Consider the following 21,382-nt stretch of genomic DNA (forward strand, 5'->3'; position numbering starts at 1 on the left):
CTGTCATGGTTGACAGGCAAACGACCATAAGGCAGTAGCAAGGGGTATATGGGAAGGCCTCCGCATCGGAAGGGTGCGGAGGCCTTTCTATATCTGTCTCTCTATATCTAAAGTGATATCTGGGATGGTATCCAACGCACGTTATCTCTCGTTACTGCCGTACTTGCTGTGCGGGTTTGCCTACGTTCCGCCCCACCGTCTATACTGGCGAGCCGGTAACAATCTTTTCTGGCCGATTGGCGGGCAGGCTCCTCACCTTACTGATTTCCCGCAGTCGGTCACGTGCGCGTCCACTTTGACGCAGAAAGCAAGGTGAACGATGGCGGAATCGCACGTTCAACACAAACTACTCGGTATGGCGAAGCGTCGTATTCCAACGCTGATCGCCGTCATCACACTGCTTGTCGTATGGGAGGCATGGGTGCGATTGGGGCACGTGCCATCCACGATGATCGCCGCCCCCAGCGAAATCGCGCAGGCAACCGTCGAAACCTGGCCCACACTATGGCCGGCGACGCAGGTCACGCTACTGGAAGGCACCGTCGGATTCCTGCTGGCCGTGGCATGCGGCATCTTGATCGGGATTCTGCTGTATTGCTCCCGTGTTGCGAACGCCGCACTGTTCCCACTGCTGTCTGCCGCGCAGACGATGCCGTTGATTTCGATCGCACCGCTGTTTCTGATCTGGTTCGGTTTCGAAGTTTCCGGCAAAATCGTGATTGTGGCCGTATTCGGCTTGTTTCCGATCGCCGTGCAGACGGTTCGCGGGCTTGAGGCGGTGCCGCAGTTCTATTCCGATGTGGCGTTGACATGCGGCGCGACCCGCGCATGGACGCTGTGGCATGTGAAGCTTCGCGTCGCCGCACGGCAGATTTACGGCGGCATCCGCGTATCCGCCGCATACATCTTCGCCACCGCCACCACTGCCGAGTATCTGGGTGCGCGCAAGGGCCTCGGCATCTGGCTGCAGGCGGCTTACAATTCGTTCCGCACGCCGCTGATCTTCTCGGCCACGCTGGTCATCATCGTCATCACCGGCATACTCATGTGCCTCGTGAATCTCAGCGAACGCCTGCTGCTCGGCCCAGCCGACGCGGACGCCGATCCGGACGCGGACCAGTGAAAACGCAACAATCACCATTGCGGCCCTCATCATCGTCATGCACACCCGTATAATGGGACTCGCTGTTTAGCCAATGTGTGGCAAACCGGCAATGTTCCACAGCTTCGGCGTCAAACGGTCAACCGGGCGGCGGCAGGCATCATAAGGAACGTCGGGGGCATTGGACGAGCGGGGGCCTTAGCCCTTCGTATCGTTTTCTGCCCGAACCCCGCCCGCAGCGTCATCCCTAGAAAACGGTAGAGAAGCAAGATTCAAGGGAAATCGCAAGGTATGAAGAAGACCATCTTCAGCAAAGCAATCGCAATCCTCGGCTCGATCGCCATGCTCGTCGGCGTGGCCGCATGCGGGCAAAGCAACGACTCCACGAAAACCGCGGCGGACGGCAACGGCCTCACCAAGGTGACGTTCATGCTTTCGTGGGCGCCCGACACCAACCATATCGGCGTGTATGTGGCGAAGAACAAAGGCTATTTCAAGCAGGCCGGTCTTGACGTGGACATCGTGGCGGTGGCGCAGGCCGGCGCGGAGCAGGCCGTGAACAACGGCATGGCGGATTTCGCGCTGTCCAACCTCACCAACGTGGGCATTTACACGCTTAAGGGCGCGAAAATCAAACAGGTCATGCAGGTGCAGCAGAAGCCGAGCGCCATCTGGTGTTCGCTCGCGTCGAACAAGGACATCAAGTCCCCGAAGGATTTCGACGGCAAGACCTTCGCCACGTTCGGCTCCAACGAATCCGACGCGGTGATCCGCCGCATGATTCAGACCGACGGCGGCAAGGGCACGTTCGACAAGGTGACCGTCGGCACGTCCACCTTCCAGACGCTGTCCAGTGGCAAAGCCGATTTCGGTGGCTTCTACGCCACGTGGGAGGGCGTGCAGGCCGACATGTACGGCCCGAAGCTCAACTGCTTCAGCGAGCCTGATTACGGCGTGCCGGGCAACGCCGACGCCATCGGCATCATCACCAACACCAAGACCATCTCGTCCAATCCGAATCTGGTGCGAAAGTTCGTGCAGGCCACCAAGAAGGGTTATGAGTACGCCTACGCGCATCCTGGCGATGCCGCCGGAATCCTCGTCAAGGAGGCTCCGGACGCGAATCTGAAGCCGGCTTTCGTCAAGAAGAGCATGAAGACCATCGTGGACGGTCAATATTGGGGCGATCCGGCCAAAATCAAGGACGGCTCGTTTACTTTCGGTACCAACGATCTGAAGGGCACGCAGGAATATTTCGACTTCCTTGCCAAAGCCGACACGTATACCGATTCGCATGGCAAGGTGATTCACCAGGCTCCGCAGTCGAAGGATCTCGCCACCGACGAATTCCTGAAGTAGCGGATTTTGAAATAACAGCTTTCTTAAGAAACGAATCCTGCTTAAGAAAGCGAATATTGAAATAACGGATTCCCCTAAGAGAAAGACCGGCCGATGACGCTCACACCCTCCGGCAAACGCAAGATGATTCTCGATGTCGACACCGGCATCGACGATGCGCTGGCTTTGGCGTATCTCGTCTCGTTTGACGACGTCGAGATACTGGGCGTCATCGGCACCTATGGCAACGTTTCGACTGACACCGCCGTACGCAACACGGCTTATGTACTGGAACGGTTGGGGTTCCGGGACGTTCCGGTGATGTGCGGCTCGACGCGCCCCTCCTGGGCGGCCGCGTTCATTCCCGACGCCGGCTGCGCGCAGTTCCACGGCACGGATGGATTGGGCGGATTCGGCCCGTCCGCTGATTGTGCCGTCGGACGGCATACGTCTGTTTGTGACGATTCGAACATCCAGACACTCAATCCGGCACCCAATGTGTCCGATTCGTCAGGATTGGATGTTCGAGCGATGCGCGGGCTGATTTCCGTTGGCGGATATGACGTGCACGACCTTCACGCCAATCCCGCAGCCGACTCGTTTTCGCTTTCGTTTACTGTCCGCGATGCCGGCGGCGACAACGATTGTGAGGACCGTTCCCACTCCCCTGTCGCTCTGCCGGACGGCGTTCGATTCCTCATCGACGCGGTTCGCTTCTACGGTAGTGACGTCACGGTGGTGGCGACCGGCCCGCTGACCGACGTCGATGCGGCGCTTGCCGCGGCACCGGATATCACTAGCCGGCTCCGGCTGGTAATGATGGGGGGAACGCTGACGCAGGAAGGCAACTGTTGGGATGCGACCGCCGAAACGAACATCATCCAGGATCCGGAGGCCGCCGACCGCGTGTTCCATTCCGGTGCGGATGTGACGATGGCCGGACTGGACGTGACGCATCAGTGCCTGTTGGGGTCCGACGCGACCGTACAGTGGCGTCAGGCCGCATCGCAATCGCAGGATGGCGACGTGCGGACGTTCCTTGCCGATATCGCCGACTTTTCCATCGCGGCCAATTTCGCCGCAGACCCCCGACTATTCGCAGCCGGCATGCCATTGCACGATCCGCTCGCCGCAGCCGTAGCGGTGGATCCGAGTTTGGTGGAATGTTTCGATCTGCCGATGAAGGTCGAAACGGAGACAGGCGATTTTCATGGCACGCGCGGCCGCACCATCGGCGATCCGGCCGGAATGATTGACCCGTCGGCGCCACGCGTGCATGTGGCGCTCACCGTGGATCATGATCGTTTCGTGGCTGATTTCACGTGGCGAATCGCGCAACTGGCAGGCGATTAAAAGCCGTTTTAGGAGCGGAAAAGAAAAAGACCCCCGCGGGGGTCTTTTTCTTATTTCTTCACGTCCTGCAATTATTGACGGCCTACGGCCGGCTCAACATTACCCTCGCGGCATAGCCGCTCGGGCGTGAAGCTGGAACAGCCCACCGGGCTGTTCCTTATCGCTTCACGCCTCCAAAGCGACGATCGCGGTGAATATAGTGGTCGATGGAGCGCCACAGCACATCACGGCCGCAATCCGGGAACAGTTCCGGCACGAAGTCGAGTTCCGCGTAGGCGGCTTCCCACGGCAGGAAGTTGGACGTGCGCTGCTCGCCGGACGTGCGGATCACCAGATCGCAATCGGGAATATCCGGGTTGTACAGGTGCTCGGCGATCATCTTCTCCGTCACACGATCGCCGGAGATCTTGCCGTCACGCACCTCACGTGCGATGGCCGCGCAGGCGTCCGCGATTTCGGCGCGGCCACCGTAGTTCAGGCAGAACACCACGTCGATGGTCTTGTTGTTCTTGGTTTTCTCCTGCGCCACTTCCAGCTCGTCGATGACGGATTTCCACAGCTTCGGACGGCGGCCGGACCAGCGCACGCGCACGCCCCACTCGTTCATCTGATCGACACGACGGTGGATGATGTCACGCGAGAAGCCCATAAGGAAACGCACTTCCTGCGGCGAACGCTTCCAATTCTCCGTGGAGAACGTGTACAGAGACAGGTAGCGCACGCCCGCTTCGATGGCGCCGGCGATGGTGTCGAACACCACCGGTTCGGCCGCCTGATGGCCGTCGGTGCGGATGAGTCCGCGCTGCTGGGCCCAACGGCCGTTGCCGTCCATGATCACGCCGACGTGGCGCGGAACCTTGTTCTTTGGAAAATCGGGAATGATCGACGGGTCGGAAAACGGTGCCGCCGGAATGTCAAGGGATTTGTAATCCACGTTCTCAAAAGCCATACCCGCTAATCTAGCAAGCGCATGGAACGAATCGGCCGTTCCAAATAGTATTCGCCCCATTCTTCCACTATTTGGTGGGTTTCCCGTTGAATCGACGCGGACGCCGGAACACCGTCCAGCTCCCCCCAATCGCCATCGACAAGCGCCGAAAGCCGGCAAATCGCATCCCACGACACCGCTTCCGATTCGGGGGTATGGTCGGCGGCGCACATCAGGCCGCCGGCGGGAATCGAAAAATACCAGGACAGCGCAGACGAAATCGGCTCGCCGCACACCACGCAGACGCGCAGACGGGGTGTCCAACCAGCGATCGCCAGTGCGCGCAGCACGTACGAATCGCCAATCGTGGACGGCTCGTGCGCATGTTTGGCAAGCGCGTTCAACGCGCCCAATACCAGCCGGTATTGTGCGACCGCAGGCTCCTTTTCCGTGGCGACCAGCTTGTCGGCGGTTTCGCAGATCACGTTCGCCGCCGTATACGCTTGAAAATCGGCGCAAATCGGCCCTGCATACGCGGCGATCGATTCGGCTTGGGACACGACGTCGAGCGAACGACCTTCCGCAATGAGCAGCGCCACGCGCATGAACGGTTCGAGTCGGCCTCCGAAACGCGATTTGGTACGGCGCACGCCTTTCGCGACGGCGCGTACTTTGCCATGGTCACGTGTGAGCAAGGTGAGTATGCGGTCGGCTTCGCCGAGTTTGGCGGTGCGCAGCACCACGCCTTCGTCTTGATACAGCGGCATCGCACCTCCTTTTCTTGCCGTTCATCGCATCCTGTTATGCATACGCTCGCCGCACGTGCGCGTTCCGAAATACATTCGCCCCGTCAGTAGATGAACAGCCCCCAGAACGCGAACACCAGCAATACGCAGAACATGGCGGCCACGGTCAGCCAGAACATCACGCGTCCGAACCGCGTGGAAGCCAGCACCGGCTGCCGTCCGCTGACGATTTCGCCGATAGCACCCTTACGTGGCGGCCACTGCGCGATGCCTCGATGGGTTGCCTCTTCGATCAGCCGCATGAACACGCGGGACCATGCCCACACCACGGCGACGCACACGATCTGGATCACCGGCCAGCTCCAATACATCACGCCCGGATTCTCCACTGGGGCACTGCCCCATGCCAGTTTGACCACACCCATGATCACATCGCCAAGGCCGGCGCAGAACAGCACGAACGTGGCCATAGTGGCGATAGTCAACGTGACCAGCGAGTTTTTGAACCCTTGCGCAAGCCCCAGCCGATACCGTCGTCCGTGGGCACGCGCCCAGATCTTACGCATCAGCACGGCGAGCCACAGCACGCCTGCGGCAAGCAGCAGCACCAGCATGCTGGCATGCAACGCGACCAGGTAGATGGTCAGGCCGCGATTGGCTTTGAGGTCCAATGGCACTGCGATTGACTGGTACATTCTGGTGCCGGCCACGCGTTCGCTGGTCTGTTTGAGTCCGTGCGTGGTGCCGACGGCCCAGTCGACCACATCGTCCACGTACGCGTCGGCGAACGGGGTTCCGGAATTGGCTTCGTCGCCGAGCCTCAGCACATGGTTGGCGATGGGGTACGTGCGTATGGTGACGTCCCAGTTGCCGGCCTGGTGAGCCAGATCGACGATTTTCTCCGTGCCTTCCACCTGCGCGGTCATGACGTCTTTCGTGCCATACGCCACCAATGTCGGAATGGCATACGCTTTCGGCGTCAACGTGTCGATGTCGAGGTTGGTGAGTCCGAACAGGGACGCGTCGATATTGAATACGCGGCGGACGATCGACTGGTAGCCGTCATGCGCGCCGACGAGCGCGAAGTCCTGTGCGGCGAGGAAGCCCAGCGAATACCGCGGCTCGTAGACCATCGGACTGAGCAGCACCTGAAAAGCGACGTCCGGATCGCGCTGCAGCAGATACGATGAGATCCATGTGCTTTCGGAAGTGGCGTAGATGCCCACTTTGGAGGCGTCCACCGTATCCATTTTCCGCAGGAGGTTGATGACCTGGTCGTAGATGGCGGCGGAACCCGGGTAGTCGCGATTGGCGTCGTTGGTGGACCAGACCGGCTTGTCAAGCACCGCCGTCACGAATCCCGCCGAAGACAGGTCGGAGGCCATGTCGCCGAAGGAATTGTCGCAGGTGCCATAGCCGGCGCCGTGCATGAAAACCACACCGGGACGTCCGTTCCCAGCCCCTTTCGGTTTGCGGATCAGCACTTTGATGTTCTGTATCTCACCGGTGGAAGGCCGTTTCGCTTTGATGGTGACGTACCGTTTCGCCACCTCGTAATCGCCTTTTTTCGCCAGTTTTTCGCCGGATGGATTGGCGAAGGTCACGGCGGTGTTGGCGTCAAGCGTTTCGATGGTCTGCTCGGTCGGCTCGTAGTTCCATGTGGATGCCGTCAGATTGGCCACGGACACCAGAATGCCCAGCAGCATGATGAAAATAGGCAGGTTGACCATGAGTCGCCGTCCGCGCGTCCACGGTTGATGTTGCGGTTGCGGACGCGCGGGCGATGAAGCCGATTCTTGCCGTAATGATTGGCTGGCGGCTGATGATTGACGTTCCTGCTCTGACACGCCGCTCATTCTACCGGCCTTTGCTGAGAAGCCTGCGATTGCATGCTACCGACGGCACGCTGGAACATGGCTTTCAGCAGTTGCCGTTTTGCGTCACCGGCACGACCACCGGACCGGTGGCGGTGGCAGGCAACTGACCGTCGGTCTCCATCTGCGCGGCGATCTCCTGCGCCTTGGCGAGCAGGGTTTCCACGATCTGGTCTTCCGGCACGGTCTGGATGACCTTGCCCTTGATGAAAATCTGCCCCTTGCCGTTGCCGGAGGCCACGCCCAAATCGGCTTCGCGAGCCTCGCCCGGACCGTTGACGATGCAGCCCATGACGGCCACGCGAATCGGCGCGGTCACGTCCTTCAACCCTTCGGTCACCGCGTTGGCCAGCTGAATCACATCCACCTGGGAACGGCCGCAGGACGGGCAGGAGATGATGTCGAACTTACGCGGGCGCAATCCCATGTATTCCAGCAGCTTGCAGCCCACCTTCACTTCCTCCACGGGAGGCGCGGACAGTGAAACGCGGATCGTATCGCCGATGCCTTCGGCCAGCAGCGCGCCGAAGGCCAGGCAGCTTTTGATTGTGCCTTGCCAGGTCGGGCCGGCTTCGGTGACGCCCAAATGCAGCGGCCAATCGCCCTTGGAAGCCAACAAACGGTACGTCTGCACCATGGTGACCACATCATGGTGCTTGACGGAAATCTTGAAATCGTGGAAGCCGACGTCTTCGAACATGCGCGCTTCCTTCATCGCGGACGCCACCAGCGCCTCCGGTGTCGGGCCGCCGTATTTGGCGTACAGCTCTTTATCGAGCGAACCGGCGTTCACGCCGATGCGCAGGGAAATGCCCGCATCCGTGGCGGCCTTGCAGATCGAAGGGCCGACCTCGTCGAATTTGCGAATGTTGCCGGGGTTCACGCGCACGGCCGCGCAGCCGGCGTCAATGGCCTGGAACACGTACTTGCTTTGGAAGTGGATGTCGGCAATCACCGGAATCGGCGATTTTTTGACGATTTCCGGCAATGCGTCGGCATCATCCTGGCTTGGCACGGCCACACGCACGATATCGCAGCCGGCCGCGGTCAGTTCCGCGATCTGCTGCAGGGTGGCCGGTACGTCAGCCGTCAGCGTATTGGTCATGGATTGCACTGAAATCGGCGCTCCCCCGCCGACCGGCACCGGGCCGACCATGATGCGGCGGGACTTGCGGCGCGGATGCAGCGGGCTTTCGCTGATGGCCGCGTCACCGGTTTTGCGGAACGGTTTTTCGATTTCTGGCATACGTGATCCTTGCATGTGCGAGGCGCGTTATGCGCCCCGCGATGGTTCTTACGGCTTGTGCTCTTTACTTGTTTATCAGCTTGTCGGCGCGGGCGCGAGCCTCCTGCTCGAGTCGGCTCATTTCCTCCACGGAAGCGAACAGCGGGTTGCCGCGCAGTTCGGCGTCCATCTCGTCAAGCACTTCGCGCACGGTGTCGACGATGCCGAGGTATGGCAGACGGTGTTCGAGGAACGCGTGGACGGCCTGCTCGTTGGCCGCGTTGAGCACGGCCGTATGCTTTTCGGACGATTCGAGGCAGTGCCGGGCCAGGTTCACCGCGGGGAACGCCTCGTTGTCGAGCGGCTCGAACGTCCACGTGGCCGCCTTCGTCCAATCGCATGCGGCGGCGACGTTTCCGAGACGTTCCGGCGCGGACAGGCCGAGAGCGATCGGCAGGCGCATGTCCGGCGGCGAAGCCTGCGCGATGGTGGCGCCGTCGCGGAATTCCACCATGGAATGCACGATGGATTGCGGATGCACGGTCACGTCGATGCGGCTCGGTGGCACATCGAACAGTCGGCTTGCTTCGATGACTTCAAGACCTTTGTTCATCAGCGTGGACGAGTTGATGGTCACGACCGGCCCCATGTTCCATGTGGGGTGGTTCAAGGCCTGTTCCGGCGTGATGTCGGTCATTTGGTCGCGCTTCCAGCCGCGGAACGGACCGCCGGACGCGGTGACGACGAGCTTGGACACTTCGCCGTGTGTGCCGGAACGCAACGACTGCCAGATGGCGGAATGTTCGGAATCGACCGGATTGATCTGCTTGTCGCGTACCTGCGCGCTAAACAGCAGGTGTCCGCCGGCCACCACGGATTCCTTGTTGGCCAATGCCAGCTGGGAGCCTGCCTGCAGTGCCGCGATGGACGGTTCGAGGCCGATGGAGCCGGTGATGCCGTTAAGCACCACGTCGGCGCCGGAGCCTGCCATGGCGATCACCGCGTCAGGGCCGGCTGTGATGTTGACGTTGCCTGCGCCGGCCTGTTCCAACGCCTCACGTAGCGCGGGGACAGCTTCCTTGTAGAAGATCGCGACGGTTGGCACATGGAATTTCGCCGCCTGCTGCGCAAGCAGTTCGACATGTGCTCCGCCCGCGGCGAGACCCGTCACGGTGAAGCGGTCGAGATGACGTGAGATGACGTCAAGGCCTTGGGTGCCGATGGATCCGGTGGAGCCCAGAATTACTACGGTTGATGGTTGCATGGGTTATGCGCTGCTCTCCGTATGATATGCCGATGTTCCGGTATTGGTTTGGACTATGTAAGTTGGGACTGTGTAGTCGAGGCTGTGTAGTTGGGATTGTGTAAACGCGAGAACAGGCTGACGATTCCGCCAGCCTGTTTATTACCGTTGGTTCACTCGAAGGACGGGAACGACAGATCCGGAATATCGAGATTGTCGTCGTTGCCCGACGCCGGGAAAATCGACCTGAAAGCCGGGCTTGGTTCCGGCTTTTTGTCCTCCTGCTGCTTGTCCGCATCGGATTCGGCGGACGGTTCAGTTGCCGGGCCAACTGCCGGTTCTACGGCAGGTTCAGCCGGAGCGGCCGGCTCGGCCGGAGCCTGTTCAACAACCGGAGCCGGAATGACAGTTGGGTTCGAATCCGGAACCGGAGTGGCCGGAGCGGCCGGTTCAGGCGTGAAGGATGGCGGCACCGAGGCTGCGAGGGAGCTCAGGCTCGTCGAACCGGTGGTGACCTGAGGCAAGTCGGACGCGGACAGGCTCGGAACCTGCGGCGTGAACGTGTTTTCCGTCTGGTTCGTCTCATTGATGGTGTGGGCCAGATGCGCCAACGCGGCCAAAGACGGATCCTGCTGCGGCTCGGGTTCAACCGGAGCCGGCGGGAATGCCGGAGCGGCTGGAGCCTGCGAATCGGTCGCGGTCGGAGCCGGAGCCTTTGGCGCGGCATCTTCCATCGCATCATCGGCAAGCGGATCGAACGCCTGGGTCTCTTCAACGGCGCTCGGCGCGGAAGAAGCGGAATCGGTCTGCGGCTGGAACACCGGCGGAACCACCGGAACCGCAGGCGGAGTGTTCGTCGGCGTGGCAGGCACGCTCACCGGGGAGGTGACCGCGGACGTGAAGATCTCATGCTCGGCCTTGTTCAGCGCGTCGAAGGAATCCTCTTCGCTCGGCGTGACGGTTGGCACAGTAGGAGGAACCGGAGCAGCCGGAACCGTGGCGGAAGGAGCTGCGAACAGCGGTGCGATCATCTGGGTTTCGCCAGCTGCGGAATCACTGGAAGCCGGGGCAACGGACGGTGCGGCCGCGGCCATCGCCTCTTCGGAGGGTTCACCGACGAAATCCGCGACGCGCGCATACGATTCGAGTCGGGTCAGCAACTGCGCGCAGGCGGCCAGATAGTAATCCACCTGACGTTCGTCATATCCCCTCTTGCCTTTGCGCTGAGTGAAGATCACGTTGCTCAAGGTCTGGGAATTCGTGTCGGCGATCGCCTTGGCGTCCGCTTCACTGACTTCCTCGACACCCAGCTCGCCGGCGGCTTTCGTCAGGCACTTGTCGATCACGCTGTCGACCTGCTTGCGGTCGTAGCTCGGATTCTTGCCCTCGCCCGGCTTGAACCGTTGGCCATGCTCGCGTTCGGCATGCGCGTCGAGCTTCTTGAACAGGTCCTCGGTCTGCGCCTTCCATGCCACACGGCCATGCTGGGAGATTTCCCACGTGGTCTGCTTGTCGACCACGGCACGTTCCAGACGGGCAAGCGCGGCATCCACTTGGGCGATCACATAGCCGCCCTTGACCAGTTCGAAGGAGACGTTCTGAATATCATGCTGGGTGAGTTGCGCGCCCTCACCTTCATACAGCATGTGCGCACGTTCAAGGAAAGCATCCACCTGTTCCGCATCGTAGCCCCACTTTCGCTTCGCGGCATGAGCGATTCCCGATGCGTTCTTCTCGGTTTCAGGTTCCTGTGCCATTGGCGTTCGACCTCCTGCTACACGTATTAACGTCACTACTTTACGTGATTGATTCGACGCAGACGCCGCAAAAGATGAAAATTCAGTGAATCGACACGTGCGGCTCATCGCTCGCACGGCGGTTTCGTACCGATCAAGCGGCATCATATCCGCCATGCCGACACACGAGTGCGGCTCATCGCGCGGATACGGTACAGTAGTTCGTTGCGGGCGATTAGCTCAGTTGGTTAGAGCGCCACCTTTACACGGTGGATGTCGGGGGTTCGAATCCCTCATCGCCCACTTTTCGCAACGCCGTGAAAAATCAAGGAATCGCATATCATCCCGCGTAATATCAACGCGCGCACCCGTGTTTTGCCCACATTCCGCCCACGTTTTGTTTGTGTTTTGCCGGAAAGTCCACGTAATAGCGAAATCCCCCAAACCCAATGGGCCCGGGGGATTTTCGTATACGCGAGAAAATCGCGAAAAGTCTTGGTTTACTTGCCCTTGCCGAACGCGCGCAGGTGAATACCGTTCCAATCGGAGCTGACGGTCAGCGGAGTGGCGGCGTTCATGCCGGCGGTCTTGGCCGCGGACTGCACGGTGCTGGAGCTTGCGGCACCCGGACGTCCCGGCTTCGGGGTGAGCACCCACAGCGGGCCGTCATCGCCGAGAACCGCATAGGCGTCGACAATGGTGTCGGCCAGTTCGTCCTCGTCATCGCCATCACGCCACCAGATGATCACACCATCGACTGCGGAGTCATAATCCTCGTCGACCAGCTCCTCACCGGTCAGTTCCTCGATCTTGGCGCGGATCGAGTCATCCACATCATCGTCCCACAGCCATTCCTGTACCAGGTCGCCGGCGTGGAAACCGAATTCTTCAGCGTTATCAGATGCCGTTTGATTCACGTTCGTCAATATACCAACACTGCTCGAACATATACGTTACGAACGCCGGAATCGCCCACTTTTCGAGATGAAACGGCGATTTCCGCCTGTATCACGCCTATCCCCTTCCGCCGCACGCTCATTGCTTGACGGTGCATTGCGGCAGTGAACCGCCTTTACCATCGCGGATGGCGACCAGCGCGTCGTACGCCTCATCCAACGTGCCCACCTTCACCACGTGGAGGCCCTGTGGCACATGACCGACCACGTCAGAGCAGTTGGATTCCGGGGCAAGGAACCACGTGGCCCCGTCGCGCTTCGCGCCGATCATCTTCAACCGGATGCCGCCGATCGCGCCAACCTTGCCTTTGGCGTTCATCGTGCCGGTACCCGCGATGGTCTTCCCGCCGGAAAGCTGCTCTCCGGTCACCTTGTCGATCAGACCGAGCGTGTACATCATGCCCGCGGACGGGCCGCCGATGTCATCGACGTGCATGGACACCTTCATACCGGACACGTCATAACCGTGCGCCTTGAGGAACCGCTTCGCGGCCGTGGCCGCGGCGTTCTGCGATGAGGACATCTCCTTGTTGCTTTCCTTCGCATAGTCCTTGGCGCTTTGTCCGACGGGGAACACGGCCTCCTGCGGAATCACCGTGGCCTTCGGATTGGCCCATGCCAGCAACGCCTGCGCGTTGGTCACAGGATATCCGGGAACGCCTGAGGCGTTGACGGTGACGAGCAGTAGTTTGCCGGAGTCCTTATGCGTCTTCACGCCGGACACGTCGATGACCTGCTTGCCTTCGACTTTTCCGAGCACGTCCTGGGTCGGTCCCGGCTCCTGCACCACGTACGCGCTGGGCGCAATAAGCACCAGCACGCAAAGCACGGCCACGATCGGTCCGGCGAGATATCGCCAAGGGCGAACATCGAACCACCGTCCGACCTGACGCCAACGTCGTCTGATACGTGGCAGAAGGCCTTGAGACGACCCGTTACGTGTACTTTTGGCGTGAACTCGCTGTGTTTCCTGCATATCGGCCATGCCTCCCATACTATGGAAGGCAACGAACTTAACAATCGCGTGGAACAAAGGCAGGAAACGGTATGGATGAGAATGCGATCCGCCAGTGGCTTATCGATTGCTTCGGACCGATTCAGGGCGAGATGGCATGGAACCAGCTTTCCAACATGCCGGAAGCCGTACGCGACCAGCTGATGAGTCAGGATCCGAGCACGCTGCCCAAGCCCGAAGAGGTCAAGTCCATGATGCAGGCGTTCACCGCCGGCGGACTCAACACCATGGGAGATATGCAGCAGGCCGTGGAACAGGGGCCGATCAACATCAAACTGGCGAAATCGCTCGCGTTGCAGCAGGCGAATGGTGCCGGATCGGACAGCAGCGTGAACGCCGAAACCGGCGAAATCGCAAGACGTGCCATCAGCGAGGCGAACCTGTGGCTTGATACCGCTTGCGAATTCAACCCGGCGCAAGGCGAGACGCAGCTGCTCACCCGCGCCGGCTGGGTGGAGGACACAATCGACGCGTGGGCGCAGTTCGCCTCCCCCGTGGCCGAATCGATGAACGACGCTCTGGCTTCGATTCTGTCGCAGCGTTTCGGCGACGGCGAAATCCAGACCGAGATTTCCGGGGTTTTCGCAGGCCCCATCGAAATTCCGATTCCGGACGAAATGAAAAATCCGGCGAAGCTGATGCGATTCGTCGGCAACACGTCGTTCGCCATGCAGTTGGGGCGTGCCGCCGGCGACCTGTCCCATGAGGTGCGCGGCAGCTTCGATCAGGGCATCGCGCTGCTGAAGAATCCCGCCGGCGGACTGATCGTGCAGAACGTGACCGAATACGCGAAGTCGCTGGACATCGACGTGAACGAAGTGATGGGCTATCTTGCGCTGCAGGAGCTTGCGCATGCCAGGCTGTTCGCCTCCGTGCCGTGGCTGATGCCCCGCTTCGAGGCGCTGCTGGGCAAATACGCGCGTGGCATCACCATCGACATGGATGCCATGGAGGAGCAGATCCGTGAGGCGGAGTCCATCGATCCGGATTCCATGGCCAGCGCGGTGAACATCACCAAGGTGGCGTTCCCGGACACTCCGGAGCAGAAGCAGGCCATGAAGGCGTTGGAGAATCTGCTTGCCTTGGTGGAGGGCTGGGTGGATGCCGTCGTGTGGCGTGCGGGCATGGCGCATATTCCGCATATCGAACAGCTTCGTGAGATGTTGCGCCGCGAACGCGCCATCGGAGGCCCTGCGGAACGCACGTTCGAAAGCCTGATGGGCATGCAATTGCGCCCCAAGCGCATGCGTGAGGCGGCCGCGCTGTGGGAAAGCATCGGCGCGCAGGAAGGCCCCGAGGCGCGCGACGCGAAATGGTCGCATCCGGATCTGCTGCCGCAACTGCCGGACGAACAGTCCGAGGATAGCTCCAACGAAGAGAACGGCGCCGCATCCGCCACTACCGGTACGGAACAGACCACGGCGCAACAGGATATTCCGGACAGCATCGATTGGGATGCCGAACTGTCCAAGCTGCTCGACGAGGAAGAGCACAAGGGCGATGACGCCGATGGCACGAACGACGCCGACGGTACAGATGACGCCGGCGATACGAACGCTTCCGGCGACCCGCAGTCACCGGAAGAAGCGTGATTTCCTGCGCCCGCGATCGGACCCATCGTCTTCGCGGGCGCGCGCATAGGACACGTCGAGTGTGTCTTCGGCACGCGTGACCGCCACGTACATCAATCGCCGTTCCTCTTCCAGAAGGTCGCCTTCGGGCGGTGAACCGTATGGAATCAGCCCTTCGGAGCACCCGATCAGGAACACGTGTTTGAATTCCAGGCCCTTGGAGGCATGGATGGTGGAGATGGTCACGCCTTTAACGTCGCCGCCTGCGCCAAGTGCTTCCAACATGGCCAAGCGGGTCTGAGCGTCATCCGCGAGCGCGGAGTTCTGCCATCCGCTGTCTCGTTTGACGCGGTAGCGCAGGTGTTGTTCGCCCAGTGCCCGGCAGAGGATTTTCTGCTGCGCGTTGACTCGGGTGAGGATGGCGCAGTCGCCCGGAGATGCTCCCTCGTCCACGAGTCTGCGGATGCGTGCAGCCACGCCCCGGGCTTCTTCGAGATCGCTGTTGTAGACGGTTTGCGCGACTCGGCGGCCTTGGTCTCGCTTGGAGTTGAGTTTGAGATAGTCGGCGCGTTGCGGTGAGGCTTCGAGCACGCGGTTGGCGTAGTTGACGATCTGCGGTGTGGAACGGTAGTCGTTGTTGAGTCTGACGTCGGCGGTGAGGGGGCCGAATTCGGAGGCGAAGTTGAGCAGGTTGTAGCTGCTGGCTCCGGCGAACGAGTAGATGGTCTGTGCCGGGTCGCCGACCACGCAGATGTTGCGGTTGTCACCGAGCCATCGGGTGAGCAGCCGATGCTGCAGGGGCGAGACGTCTTGGTATTCGTCGACGGTGAGCCATGTGATGCCGGAGCGGATGCTGGCCGCCACGTCTTCGTCGCTTTCGATGAGGTGGCAGGTGATGAGCAGGATGTCGTCGAAGTCGATTTCGTTGCGATTGGTTTTTTCGGTTTCGTAGGCTTTGTAGACATCCACGAATTGGCTTGGTTCCAGTCCTGCCGGCGGCTGGTGGTGGATGGCCGCGCAGACGCGTTCATAGTCTTCCGGCGCGATGAGCGAGATTTTGCACCAGTTGATTTCGGCTTGCAGGTTGCGCACGGTGTCGTCGTCCACCTGCTGGGTGGTGACTCGGCGTAGGGAATGTTCCACGATTTCGCGCGGATTGCGTGAGATGAACGGCATGGGCCCTTCGCATACGTCTGGCCAGATCCGACGGAGTTGGTGTAGTGCCGCGGAGTGGAAGGTGGCGGCTTTGACGTCGGATGCGACGTCGAGTTGGGATAGTCTGTTGCGCATTTCCGCGGCCGCTTTGACGGAGAAGGTCACGGCGAGCGTGGCGTGCGGATCCCATGCCTTGATGGCGCATGCGTAGGCGATTCTTCGGGTGACGGTCCGCGTTTTGCCGGCACCTGCGCCGGCGATGATACGGACGGGACCGCGCACGGCGGTCGCCGCCATGCGCTGCGCATCGTCCAGTCCGTCGAGAATCGCTTCCGCTGTTGCATCCATATGCTCCATTGTGGCAGATTGCGTGACGATACGGACGCCATCGGCGCGATTAACCGTGAATTCGTGGCAAGTCGCGCCCTTATTAGCCTTCAGTGTGTATTAAGGTTGGAATTGTGACCGAACGAAGCAGATTTATGATGGCCGCCTTGGCGAGCGCGGCGATGCCGAACGCCACCATCGCTGGCACGCGTGACAGCGAGCAGGTCAACGCCACCGACAAGGGGTATGGCATTGATCATGCCGTGGTGCAGGACGCCGCGGGCAAGTTGTATGACACGTTCGCTTCGAACACGCCGAAGGGACGCAAGCGTCTCGCTGGTCGCGTGCGTGCCGCGCAGACGTTGATGGGCAACCGCGAGTTGGGCGGATTGGGATTCGACGTCGATCGCGTTCTGGCGTTCTCCAACGGCGAACAGGAGAGGTCCGTCACAGGAGACGTTTCCGTGATGATCGCCACGCATCATGATGGTCAGGCGCGTCCGCTGACGCTGCTGACGTTGGACGACTGTGCCAGCGTGGGCACCGCGTTGGGCGCGATACACCGTCTCCGTCCGGATTTTCTGCAGGAGGCCGGCTATCCGGTATTCTCCACGGGGCAGATTCGCGCGCAGCTGACCGCATGGATCAAGCGTTTGCGTCAGGCTGGCCATGTGCCGCAGGAGATCACGACGAGCTGGTCCGACGTTCTTGAAACGGACGGCCTGTGGTCGTTCGCCACTTGTCCGGTGCATGGTGGCCTGTCCGACGGCGATGTGCTGTTCTCGGGCTCGTCGATCACCGCCATCACGAACTGGCAGGATATGCAGGTCAATGATCCGGCACGTGATTTGGCGTGGATTTTCTCCAAACTTGACGAAAACCACCGTAATGCGCTGCTCAGCGCGTATGGACGCATGCTGGGCAATCGTCTGGATGATCTGATCATGCTGCGCGCCAACCTGTGGCTGCAGATGGAACAGGTGGGCGATTTCATCAGCGCGTTGAATCAGGCCGATAGCGTCAAGATCATGCAGTTCAAGGCACAGGTGGAGCGTTTGGCTCACCAGTTGGGTATGCTCACCGCGAAGAACCACAGGCCGAGCGAGACGCGTCAGGACGAGCAGAAGGCCGGCAACCGTCCGCCGAGCACCATCACCGTGGGCACGTTGCTGGACGAATCGGAACGTCGCAGGCAGGCGGCGGCGCAGCAGAATAACGATGCCGACGCGACCGGCGAACGTCATATCGACGCGACCGATATGGATGATGACAGGACCGGCGATTTCGACGTCACCGGCTCCCAGCCCGTCCGTAAGACGAAGCAGATCGTCGATGACGCCACGGAAGCGTTCGATGTGACCGCCGCCGAACATATCGCCTCTGCCGGCATGGTTTCCGGCAATGCCGATTCGGACGATACGAGCGAACGTGAGGAATCCCCCGTCAGCACGTTCGTTCCGGAGCAGTCCGCGAGGGAGCGTCACGAGTCGTTGCCGTCCAGTTCGACCATTGTGATCAGCACGTTGCAGACCGCCGATGGCAGTGACGACACGAACGAGGAGGAAATTCCTCAAGCCCATAGCGAAGCGGCGACCATGCTCATTCCGCTGCTCGAACGCGATGAGGCCACTATGCAGAAGGCCAAAGCGGAGGTCGACCGGCTGCAGGCCGAGGACGCCACCGATGAGAAACCGCGCGTAGAATAAGCGCATACATTGCAAACGACTTTGCACACGAACACCCTTACAAGGAGCATCATGGATATCGAACTGGGCATTCAGAACGTGGCGCGCACCGTCACCTTCAGCACCGAGCAGAGCGCCGACGAGGTGAACAACGTCATCGCCGAGGCCGTGGAGAATGGCAAGACCATCAACCTGACCGACGACAAGGGCCGTCGCATCGTGGTGCCGGCCGGTTCTCTCGGCTATGCCATCATCGGCTCCGAAACCAAGCACGCCGTCGGCTTCGGCAATCTCTGATCGTCGCCTGCAAACGCGTTGGACACGTTCCATATGAAAAAGGCGTCGGACCATATCAGGTTCGACGCCTTTTTCATATTCGATTCATGTATCCGGTTCACGCTTGGAAATTCCATATCCGGATTTCATGCGGCATGTGAGCTGCCGACGCGACCGATCAAATCCACACCCCGGCACAAGATTTCGCGTACGGTGTCGTCGTCGGTAAGGTTCTCGCCCAGACCGTTCGGCTTGCCTTTGCCATGCCAGTCCGAGCCGCCGGTCACCAGCAGATCGTGCCGTGCGGCAATCGTCAGCAATCGTTCGCGCTGTTCCGGAGGATTGCCGCGATGCCATACTTCCAAGCCGTCCAAGCCGTCGGCGATCATCGCGTCAAGCTGCTCGTCGGACAGCAGCCGGCGGTTGCGTTGCGGATCGCCCGCATGCGCGGCGACCACCACACCGCCCGCCCCCTTGACGGCGGCGATGACCTCGTGCGTCGACGGCGACGGCGTGGGAATGTAATACTTGGATTTGGCGCTCACCGCGTCGGCGAACGCGTCGGAACGCGTCTCGTACACGCCCGCCGCGACCAGCGCGTCGGCGATGTGCGGACGGCCGATTGTGGTGCGCTCCCCTTCCTTCACTTGGGCGAGCACATCGTCCCACGTAATCGGAAAATCCTGCGACAGCCGCTCAACCATGCGTTTCGTACGCCGCAATCGCGCCGCACGCGTGTTGGCGAACATGCTGGAAATATGCTCGTTGGACGGATCGTATTGGAAGGCGAGCATGTGCACGGACACATCTTCGTCGACGGCGGTGATTTCCGTGCCCAGCAGTAACGGCAAACCGATTTCCTCCGAGGCTTCCGTCGCCTCGTCCCAGCCGGCGGTGGTGTCATGGTCGGCAATCGCCACACCATGCAAGCCAAGCTTCCTTGCCTGCTCCACCAGCGTGCGCGGCGTCTCCGTACCGTCGGAAAAGACGGTATGGCAATGAATATCCCAACCTTGTGCGGGTGGTTCCGCGTAACTCACGTGACTCATATGACTATCGTAAGCTCGAATCCGCGGTTTTTCGCGTAGACTGAGACATGACAACGTTTGTATTTTGATTTTCCAAGGATTGACGATGAGCGATTTTGAAGGCCAGGCCGCTGTGGACGCAGCCGATGACGAAACGAGCGTCGGCACAGCCGTCGCCATGGACGACGACTACACGAAGCCGCGCGGATGGCGTCACGGCGCAACGTGGACGTATCTGATCATGCTGCTCGCTTCGGCGGTGGCATTGCTCGTATCGTTCATTCTGTCGGCGGACACGCTGAAAATGGCACGCAATCCCGGGCAGAAGCTCAACTGCGATGTGAACGCCGTGCTGTCCTGTTCCACGGTGGCCGAATCCTGGCAGGCGGAAATCGTGAAGTTCGCCGGATTGAGCTTCCCGAACGCGTTCTTCGGCATTGCCGCCGAATCGGTGTTCGTGACGATCGCGGTGATCGGATTGTCCAAGGTGGCCGTGCCGCGTTGGTTCGCGCTGTGCACGTGGCTGGGCGGCCTTGCCGCGTTGGCGTATTCGTATTGGCTGACCACGCAGTCGCTGTTCGTCATCAACGCGATGTGTCCGTGGTGTCTGGTGCTGATGTTCTCCACCACCGTGCAGTTCATGGCGTTGTCGCATGCCACGGTGGCCGTGCAGGATATGCCGTCCGGTCATGCTGGATTGCGCAAGTATTACCGGCTGAATTTCGATCTGATGGTCGATGTGGTGTGGATTGTGGCGTTGATCGTGGTCATTCTCGTCAAGGATGGCCCGATGCTGTTCGCCTGATACGGTTTGCATCGAGCCTTTTGCGATGAAGGCCGACCCTGCGGGGCCGGCCTTTTGCCTATCCGCTTTTCGTTTGCTGCCGCAGCGGTTACAGCAGTTCGATTTTGCCTACGATGGTGGCGCTGCCGGTAAGCTTCACGTCTTCGTCGGTCACGTCGACGCGCAAGGTGCCGCCACGTACGGTGATGGTCCAATGGTCGATGCCGGTTTTGGCGCGCAACGTGATGGCGGTGGCGCATAGGCCCGTGCCGCACGACAGGGTTTCGCCGCAACCGCGTTCGTTGACGCGCATGGTGGCCTCGCCCGCATCGTCGCCTTCGCTTTGCTCGTCGATGCGCACGAACTCCACGTTCTGGTCCGACGGAATCTCGGGCGCGACGACCGGCTTGGTGACCAGATCAAGGTCTTCGACGTTCGGCAGGCTGGCGAACGCGTCCTCGAGCACGGCCACGACGTGCGGATTGCCCATGTCCACGAACGTGCCACGCGCGGAACCGGACGTGCCCGGAATGGTCACTTCGTAACCGTCGACGTCGCCACGCTTCCATGCGCCCATCTCCACCTGGAACACGTCCTTGCCGAGGCCCGGCACATCGCCGAGCGAAGTCAGGACCTTCACGCCGGCGCGGGTGCCGAGATGGAACGGCTTGCCGCCCGGCTGGTCGGCGATGCCCTGCCGCTGCGCGAACAGCGTGATCGCACGTGTGCCGTTGCCGCACATCTCAGCCAGCGAGCCGTCAGCGTTGCGGTAGTCCATGAACCAGTCCGCATCGCCCGCCGCGCAATCGGCGATCTGCCTTTCGTTCACATCGGACACCGCCTGCGGATGCGCCAGACGGATCAGGCCGTCGCCGCCGATGCCGAAATGTCGGTCGCACAGGAATCGCACTTCATCGGCGGTCGGCTCGTGCGTACCGTCTTCGTCGAGATACACCACGAAATCGTTGCCGGTGGCGTGCGCTTTGTAAACAATGCTTGGAATGCTCATACCAGTTCACTCTACACGCGGTAGGCTATTG

At 60.8% G+C, this 21,382-nt stretch carries 18 protein-coding genes and 1 tRNA gene; 8 read left to right on the forward strand and 11 right to left on the reverse strand.

All coding sequences use genetic code 11. The features are described 5' to 3' along the window. Window positions 1-319: 319 nt before the first annotated feature. The 3 genes from BAD_RS06095 to BAD_RS06105 all read left to right on the forward strand — a co-directional run bounded on the left by BAD_RS06095 (window position 320) and on the right by BAD_RS06105 (window position 3,793). Window positions 320-1,123: an ABC transporter permease gene (locus BAD_RS06095; RefSeq protein WP_011743483.1), complete on the forward strand. Its 804-nt coding sequence runs from the start codon at window positions 320-322 to the stop codon at window positions 1,121-1,123. A 270-nt stretch (window positions 1,124-1,393) separates the two neighbouring features. Then, complete coding sequence (locus BAD_RS06100) at window positions 1,394-2,461, forward strand: ABC transporter substrate-binding protein (RefSeq protein ID WP_011743484.1); 1,068 nt, start codon at window positions 1,394-1,396, stop codon at window positions 2,459-2,461. A gap of 93 nt (window positions 2,462-2,554) precedes the next feature. Continuing rightward, window positions 2,555-3,793: a nucleoside hydrolase gene (locus BAD_RS06105; RefSeq protein WP_011743485.1), complete on the forward strand. Its 1,239-nt coding sequence runs from the start codon at window positions 2,555-2,557 to the stop codon at window positions 3,791-3,793. A 157-nt stretch (window positions 3,794-3,950) separates the two neighbouring features. Here the strand turns inward: BAD_RS06105 and BAD_RS06110 are convergent, their stop codons facing one another. The 6 genes from BAD_RS06110 to BAD_RS06135 form a co-directional block, all read right to left on the reverse strand. Beyond that, complete coding sequence (locus tag BAD_RS06110) at window positions 3,951-4,742, reverse strand: isoprenyl transferase (RefSeq protein ID WP_003810914.1); 792 nt, start codon at window positions 4,740-4,742, stop codon at window positions 3,951-3,953. A gap of 5 nt (window positions 4,743-4,747) precedes the next feature. Continuing rightward, on the reverse strand, window positions 4,748-5,488 hold the full coding sequence (recO, locus tag BAD_RS06115) for a DNA repair protein RecO (protein ID WP_011743486.1): 741 nt from the start codon (window positions 5,486-5,488) through the stop codon (window positions 4,748-4,750). Window positions 5,489-5,571: 83 nt separating this feature from the next. After that, window positions 5,572-7,197: an alpha/beta hydrolase family protein gene (locus BAD_RS06120; protein ID WP_003810918.1), complete on the reverse strand. Its 1,626-nt coding sequence runs from the start codon at window positions 7,195-7,197 to the stop codon at window positions 5,572-5,574. A gap of 190 nt (window positions 7,198-7,387) precedes the next feature. Beyond that, complete coding sequence (ispG, locus tag BAD_RS06125; protein ID WP_011743488.1) at window positions 7,388-8,587, reverse strand: flavodoxin-dependent (E)-4-hydroxy-3-methylbut-2-enyl-diphosphate synthase; 1,200 nt, start codon at window positions 8,585-8,587, stop codon at window positions 7,388-7,390. Between the two features lie 64 nt (window positions 8,588-8,651). Continuing rightward, on the reverse strand, window positions 8,652-9,830 hold the full coding sequence (gene dxr / locus BAD_RS06130; RefSeq protein ID WP_011743489.1) for a 1-deoxy-D-xylulose-5-phosphate reductoisomerase: 1,179 nt from the start codon (window positions 9,828-9,830) through the stop codon (window positions 8,652-8,654). 152 nt (window positions 9,831-9,982) lie between these two features. Further along, window positions 9,983-11,566: a DivIVA domain-containing protein gene (locus tag BAD_RS06135; RefSeq protein ID WP_041777363.1), complete on the reverse strand. Its 1,584-nt coding sequence runs from the start codon at window positions 11,564-11,566 to the stop codon at window positions 9,983-9,985. 208 nt (window positions 11,567-11,774) lie between these two features. Between BAD_RS06135 and BAD_RS06140 the strand changes: the two genes are divergently transcribed. After that, window positions 11,775-11,848 (forward strand) — tRNA-Val (locus tag BAD_RS06140). A 197-nt stretch (window positions 11,849-12,045) separates the two neighbouring features. Here the strand turns inward: BAD_RS06140 and BAD_RS06145 are convergent. Together BAD_RS06145 and BAD_RS06150 are read right to left on the reverse strand one after the other, a co-directional pair. Then, window positions 12,046-12,471: a DUF3052 domain-containing protein gene (locus BAD_RS06145; RefSeq protein WP_003810925.1), complete on the reverse strand. Its 426-nt coding sequence runs from the start codon at window positions 12,469-12,471 to the stop codon at window positions 12,046-12,048. Between the two features lie 109 nt (window positions 12,472-12,580). Then, complete coding sequence (locus BAD_RS06150; RefSeq protein WP_011743492.1) at window positions 12,581-13,477, reverse strand: YlbL family protein; 897 nt, start codon at window positions 13,475-13,477, stop codon at window positions 12,581-12,583. A 71-nt stretch (window positions 13,478-13,548) separates the two neighbouring features. Between BAD_RS06150 and BAD_RS06155 the strand changes: the two genes are divergently transcribed. Beyond that, window positions 13,549-15,108: a zinc-dependent metalloprotease gene (locus BAD_RS06155; RefSeq protein WP_003810931.1), complete on the forward strand. Its 1,560-nt coding sequence runs from the start codon at window positions 13,549-13,551 to the stop codon at window positions 15,106-15,108. On the opposite strand, the gene BAD_RS06160 is transcribed toward BAD_RS06155, so the two are convergent. Beyond that, window positions 15,091-16,599 carry an ATP-dependent helicase gene (locus tag BAD_RS06160; RefSeq protein WP_041777364.1) on the reverse strand — a complete coding sequence of 503 codons (1,509 nt, stop codon included), beginning with the start codon at window positions 16,597-16,599 and terminating at the stop codon, window positions 15,091-15,093. The two genes, BAD_RS06155 and BAD_RS06160, sit on opposite strands and share 18 nt — an antisense overlap. A 125-nt stretch (window positions 16,600-16,724) precedes the next feature. On the opposite strand from BAD_RS06160, the gene BAD_RS06165 reads away from it, so the two are divergent. Further along, the gene (locus BAD_RS06165; protein ID WP_041777365.1) at window positions 16,725-18,275 is read left to right on the forward strand and encodes a phosphotransferase; all 1,551 of its coding nucleotides are present in this window, start codon (window positions 16,725-16,727) and stop codon (window positions 18,273-18,275) included. 51 nt (window positions 18,276-18,326) lie between these two features. Beyond that, window positions 18,327-18,551: a DUF3107 domain-containing protein gene (locus tag BAD_RS06170; RefSeq protein ID WP_003810939.1), complete on the forward strand. Its 225-nt coding sequence runs from the start codon at window positions 18,327-18,329 to the stop codon at window positions 18,549-18,551. Between the two features lie 125 nt (window positions 18,552-18,676). Here the strand turns inward: BAD_RS06170 and BAD_RS06175 are convergent, their stop codons facing one another. Beyond that, the gene (locus tag BAD_RS06175) at window positions 18,677-19,579 is read right to left on the reverse strand and encodes a PHP domain-containing protein (protein ID WP_011743495.1); all 903 of its coding nucleotides are present in this window, start codon (window positions 19,577-19,579) and stop codon (window positions 18,677-18,679) included. Between the two features lie 157 nt (window positions 19,580-19,736). Between BAD_RS06175 and BAD_RS06180 the strand changes: the two genes are divergently transcribed. Next, window positions 19,737-20,363, forward strand: coding sequence for a vitamin K epoxide reductase family protein (locus BAD_RS06180; protein WP_011743496.1), 627 nt, complete (start codon window positions 19,737-19,739; stop codon window positions 20,361-20,363). 88 nt (window positions 20,364-20,451) lie between these two features. On the opposite strand, the gene dapF is transcribed toward BAD_RS06180, so the two are convergent. Further along, window positions 20,452-21,351, reverse strand: a complete 900-nt coding sequence (dapF, locus tag BAD_RS06185) for a diaminopimelate epimerase (RefSeq protein ID WP_011743497.1) — start codon at window positions 21,349-21,351, stop codon at window positions 20,452-20,454. Between the last annotated feature and the right edge of the window lie 31 nt (window positions 21,352-21,382).

This window comes from Bifidobacterium adolescentis ATCC 15703, assembly GCF_000010425.1.
GTDB classification, from domain to species: domain Bacteria; phylum Actinomycetota; class Actinomycetes; order Actinomycetales; family Bifidobacteriaceae; genus Bifidobacterium; species Bifidobacterium adolescentis.

Bases quoted from the DNA above. Each gene is read 5' to 3' on its own strand.
- BAD_RS06095 (WP_011743483.1), top strand. From the start codon at position 320: ATGGCGGAATCGCACGTTCAACACAAACTACTCGGTATGGCGAAGCGT.
- BAD_RS06100 (WP_011743484.1), top strand. From the start codon at position 1,394: ATGAAGAAGACCATCTTCAGCAAAGCAATCGCAATCCTCGGCTCGATC.
- BAD_RS06105 (WP_011743485.1), top strand. From the start codon at position 2,555: ATGACGCTCACACCCTCCGGCAAACGCAAGATGATTCTCGATGTCGAC.
- BAD_RS06110 (WP_003810914.1), bottom strand. From the start codon at position 4,742: ATGGCTTTTGAGAACGTGGATTACAAATCCCTTGACATTCCGGCGGCA.
- recO (WP_011743486.1), bottom strand. From the start codon at position 5,488: ATGCCGCTGTATCAAGACGAAGGCGTGGTGCTGCGCACCGCCAAACTC.
- BAD_RS06120 (WP_003810918.1), bottom strand. From the start codon at position 7,197: ATGGTCAACCTGCCTATTTTCATCATGCTGCTGGGCATTCTGGTGTCC.
- ispG (WP_011743488.1), bottom strand. From the start codon at position 8,587: ATGCCAGAAATCGAAAAACCGTTCCGCAAAACCGGTGACGCGGCCATC.
- dxr (WP_011743489.1), bottom strand. From the start codon at position 9,830: ATGCAACCATCAACCGTAGTAATTCTGGGCTCCACCGGATCCATCGGC.
- BAD_RS06135 (WP_041777363.1), bottom strand. From the start codon at position 11,566: ATGGCACAGGAACCTGAAACCGAGAAGAACGCATCGGGAATCGCTCAT.
- BAD_RS06150 (WP_011743492.1), bottom strand. From the start codon at position 13,477: ATGCAGGAAACACAGCGAGTTCACGCCAAAAGTACACGTAACGGGTCG.
- BAD_RS06155 (WP_003810931.1), top strand. From the start codon at position 13,549: ATGGATGAGAATGCGATCCGCCAGTGGCTTATCGATTGCTTCGGACCG.
- BAD_RS06160 (WP_041777364.1), bottom strand. From the start codon at position 16,599: ATGGAGCATATGGATGCAACAGCGGAAGCGATTCTCGACGGACTGGAC.
- BAD_RS06165 (WP_041777365.1), top strand. From the start codon at position 16,725: ATGATGGCCGCCTTGGCGAGCGCGGCGATGCCGAACGCCACCATCGCT.
- BAD_RS06170 (WP_003810939.1), top strand. From the start codon at position 18,327: ATGGATATCGAACTGGGCATTCAGAACGTGGCGCGCACCGTCACCTTC.
- BAD_RS06175 (WP_011743495.1), bottom strand. From the start codon at position 19,579: ATGAGTCACGTGAGTTACGCGGAACCACCCGCACAAGGTTGGGATATT.
- BAD_RS06180 (WP_011743496.1), top strand. From the start codon at position 19,737: ATGGACGACGACTACACGAAGCCGCGCGGATGGCGTCACGGCGCAACG.
- dapF (WP_011743497.1), bottom strand. From the start codon at position 21,351: ATGAGCATTCCAAGCATTGTTTACAAAGCGCACGCCACCGGCAACGAT.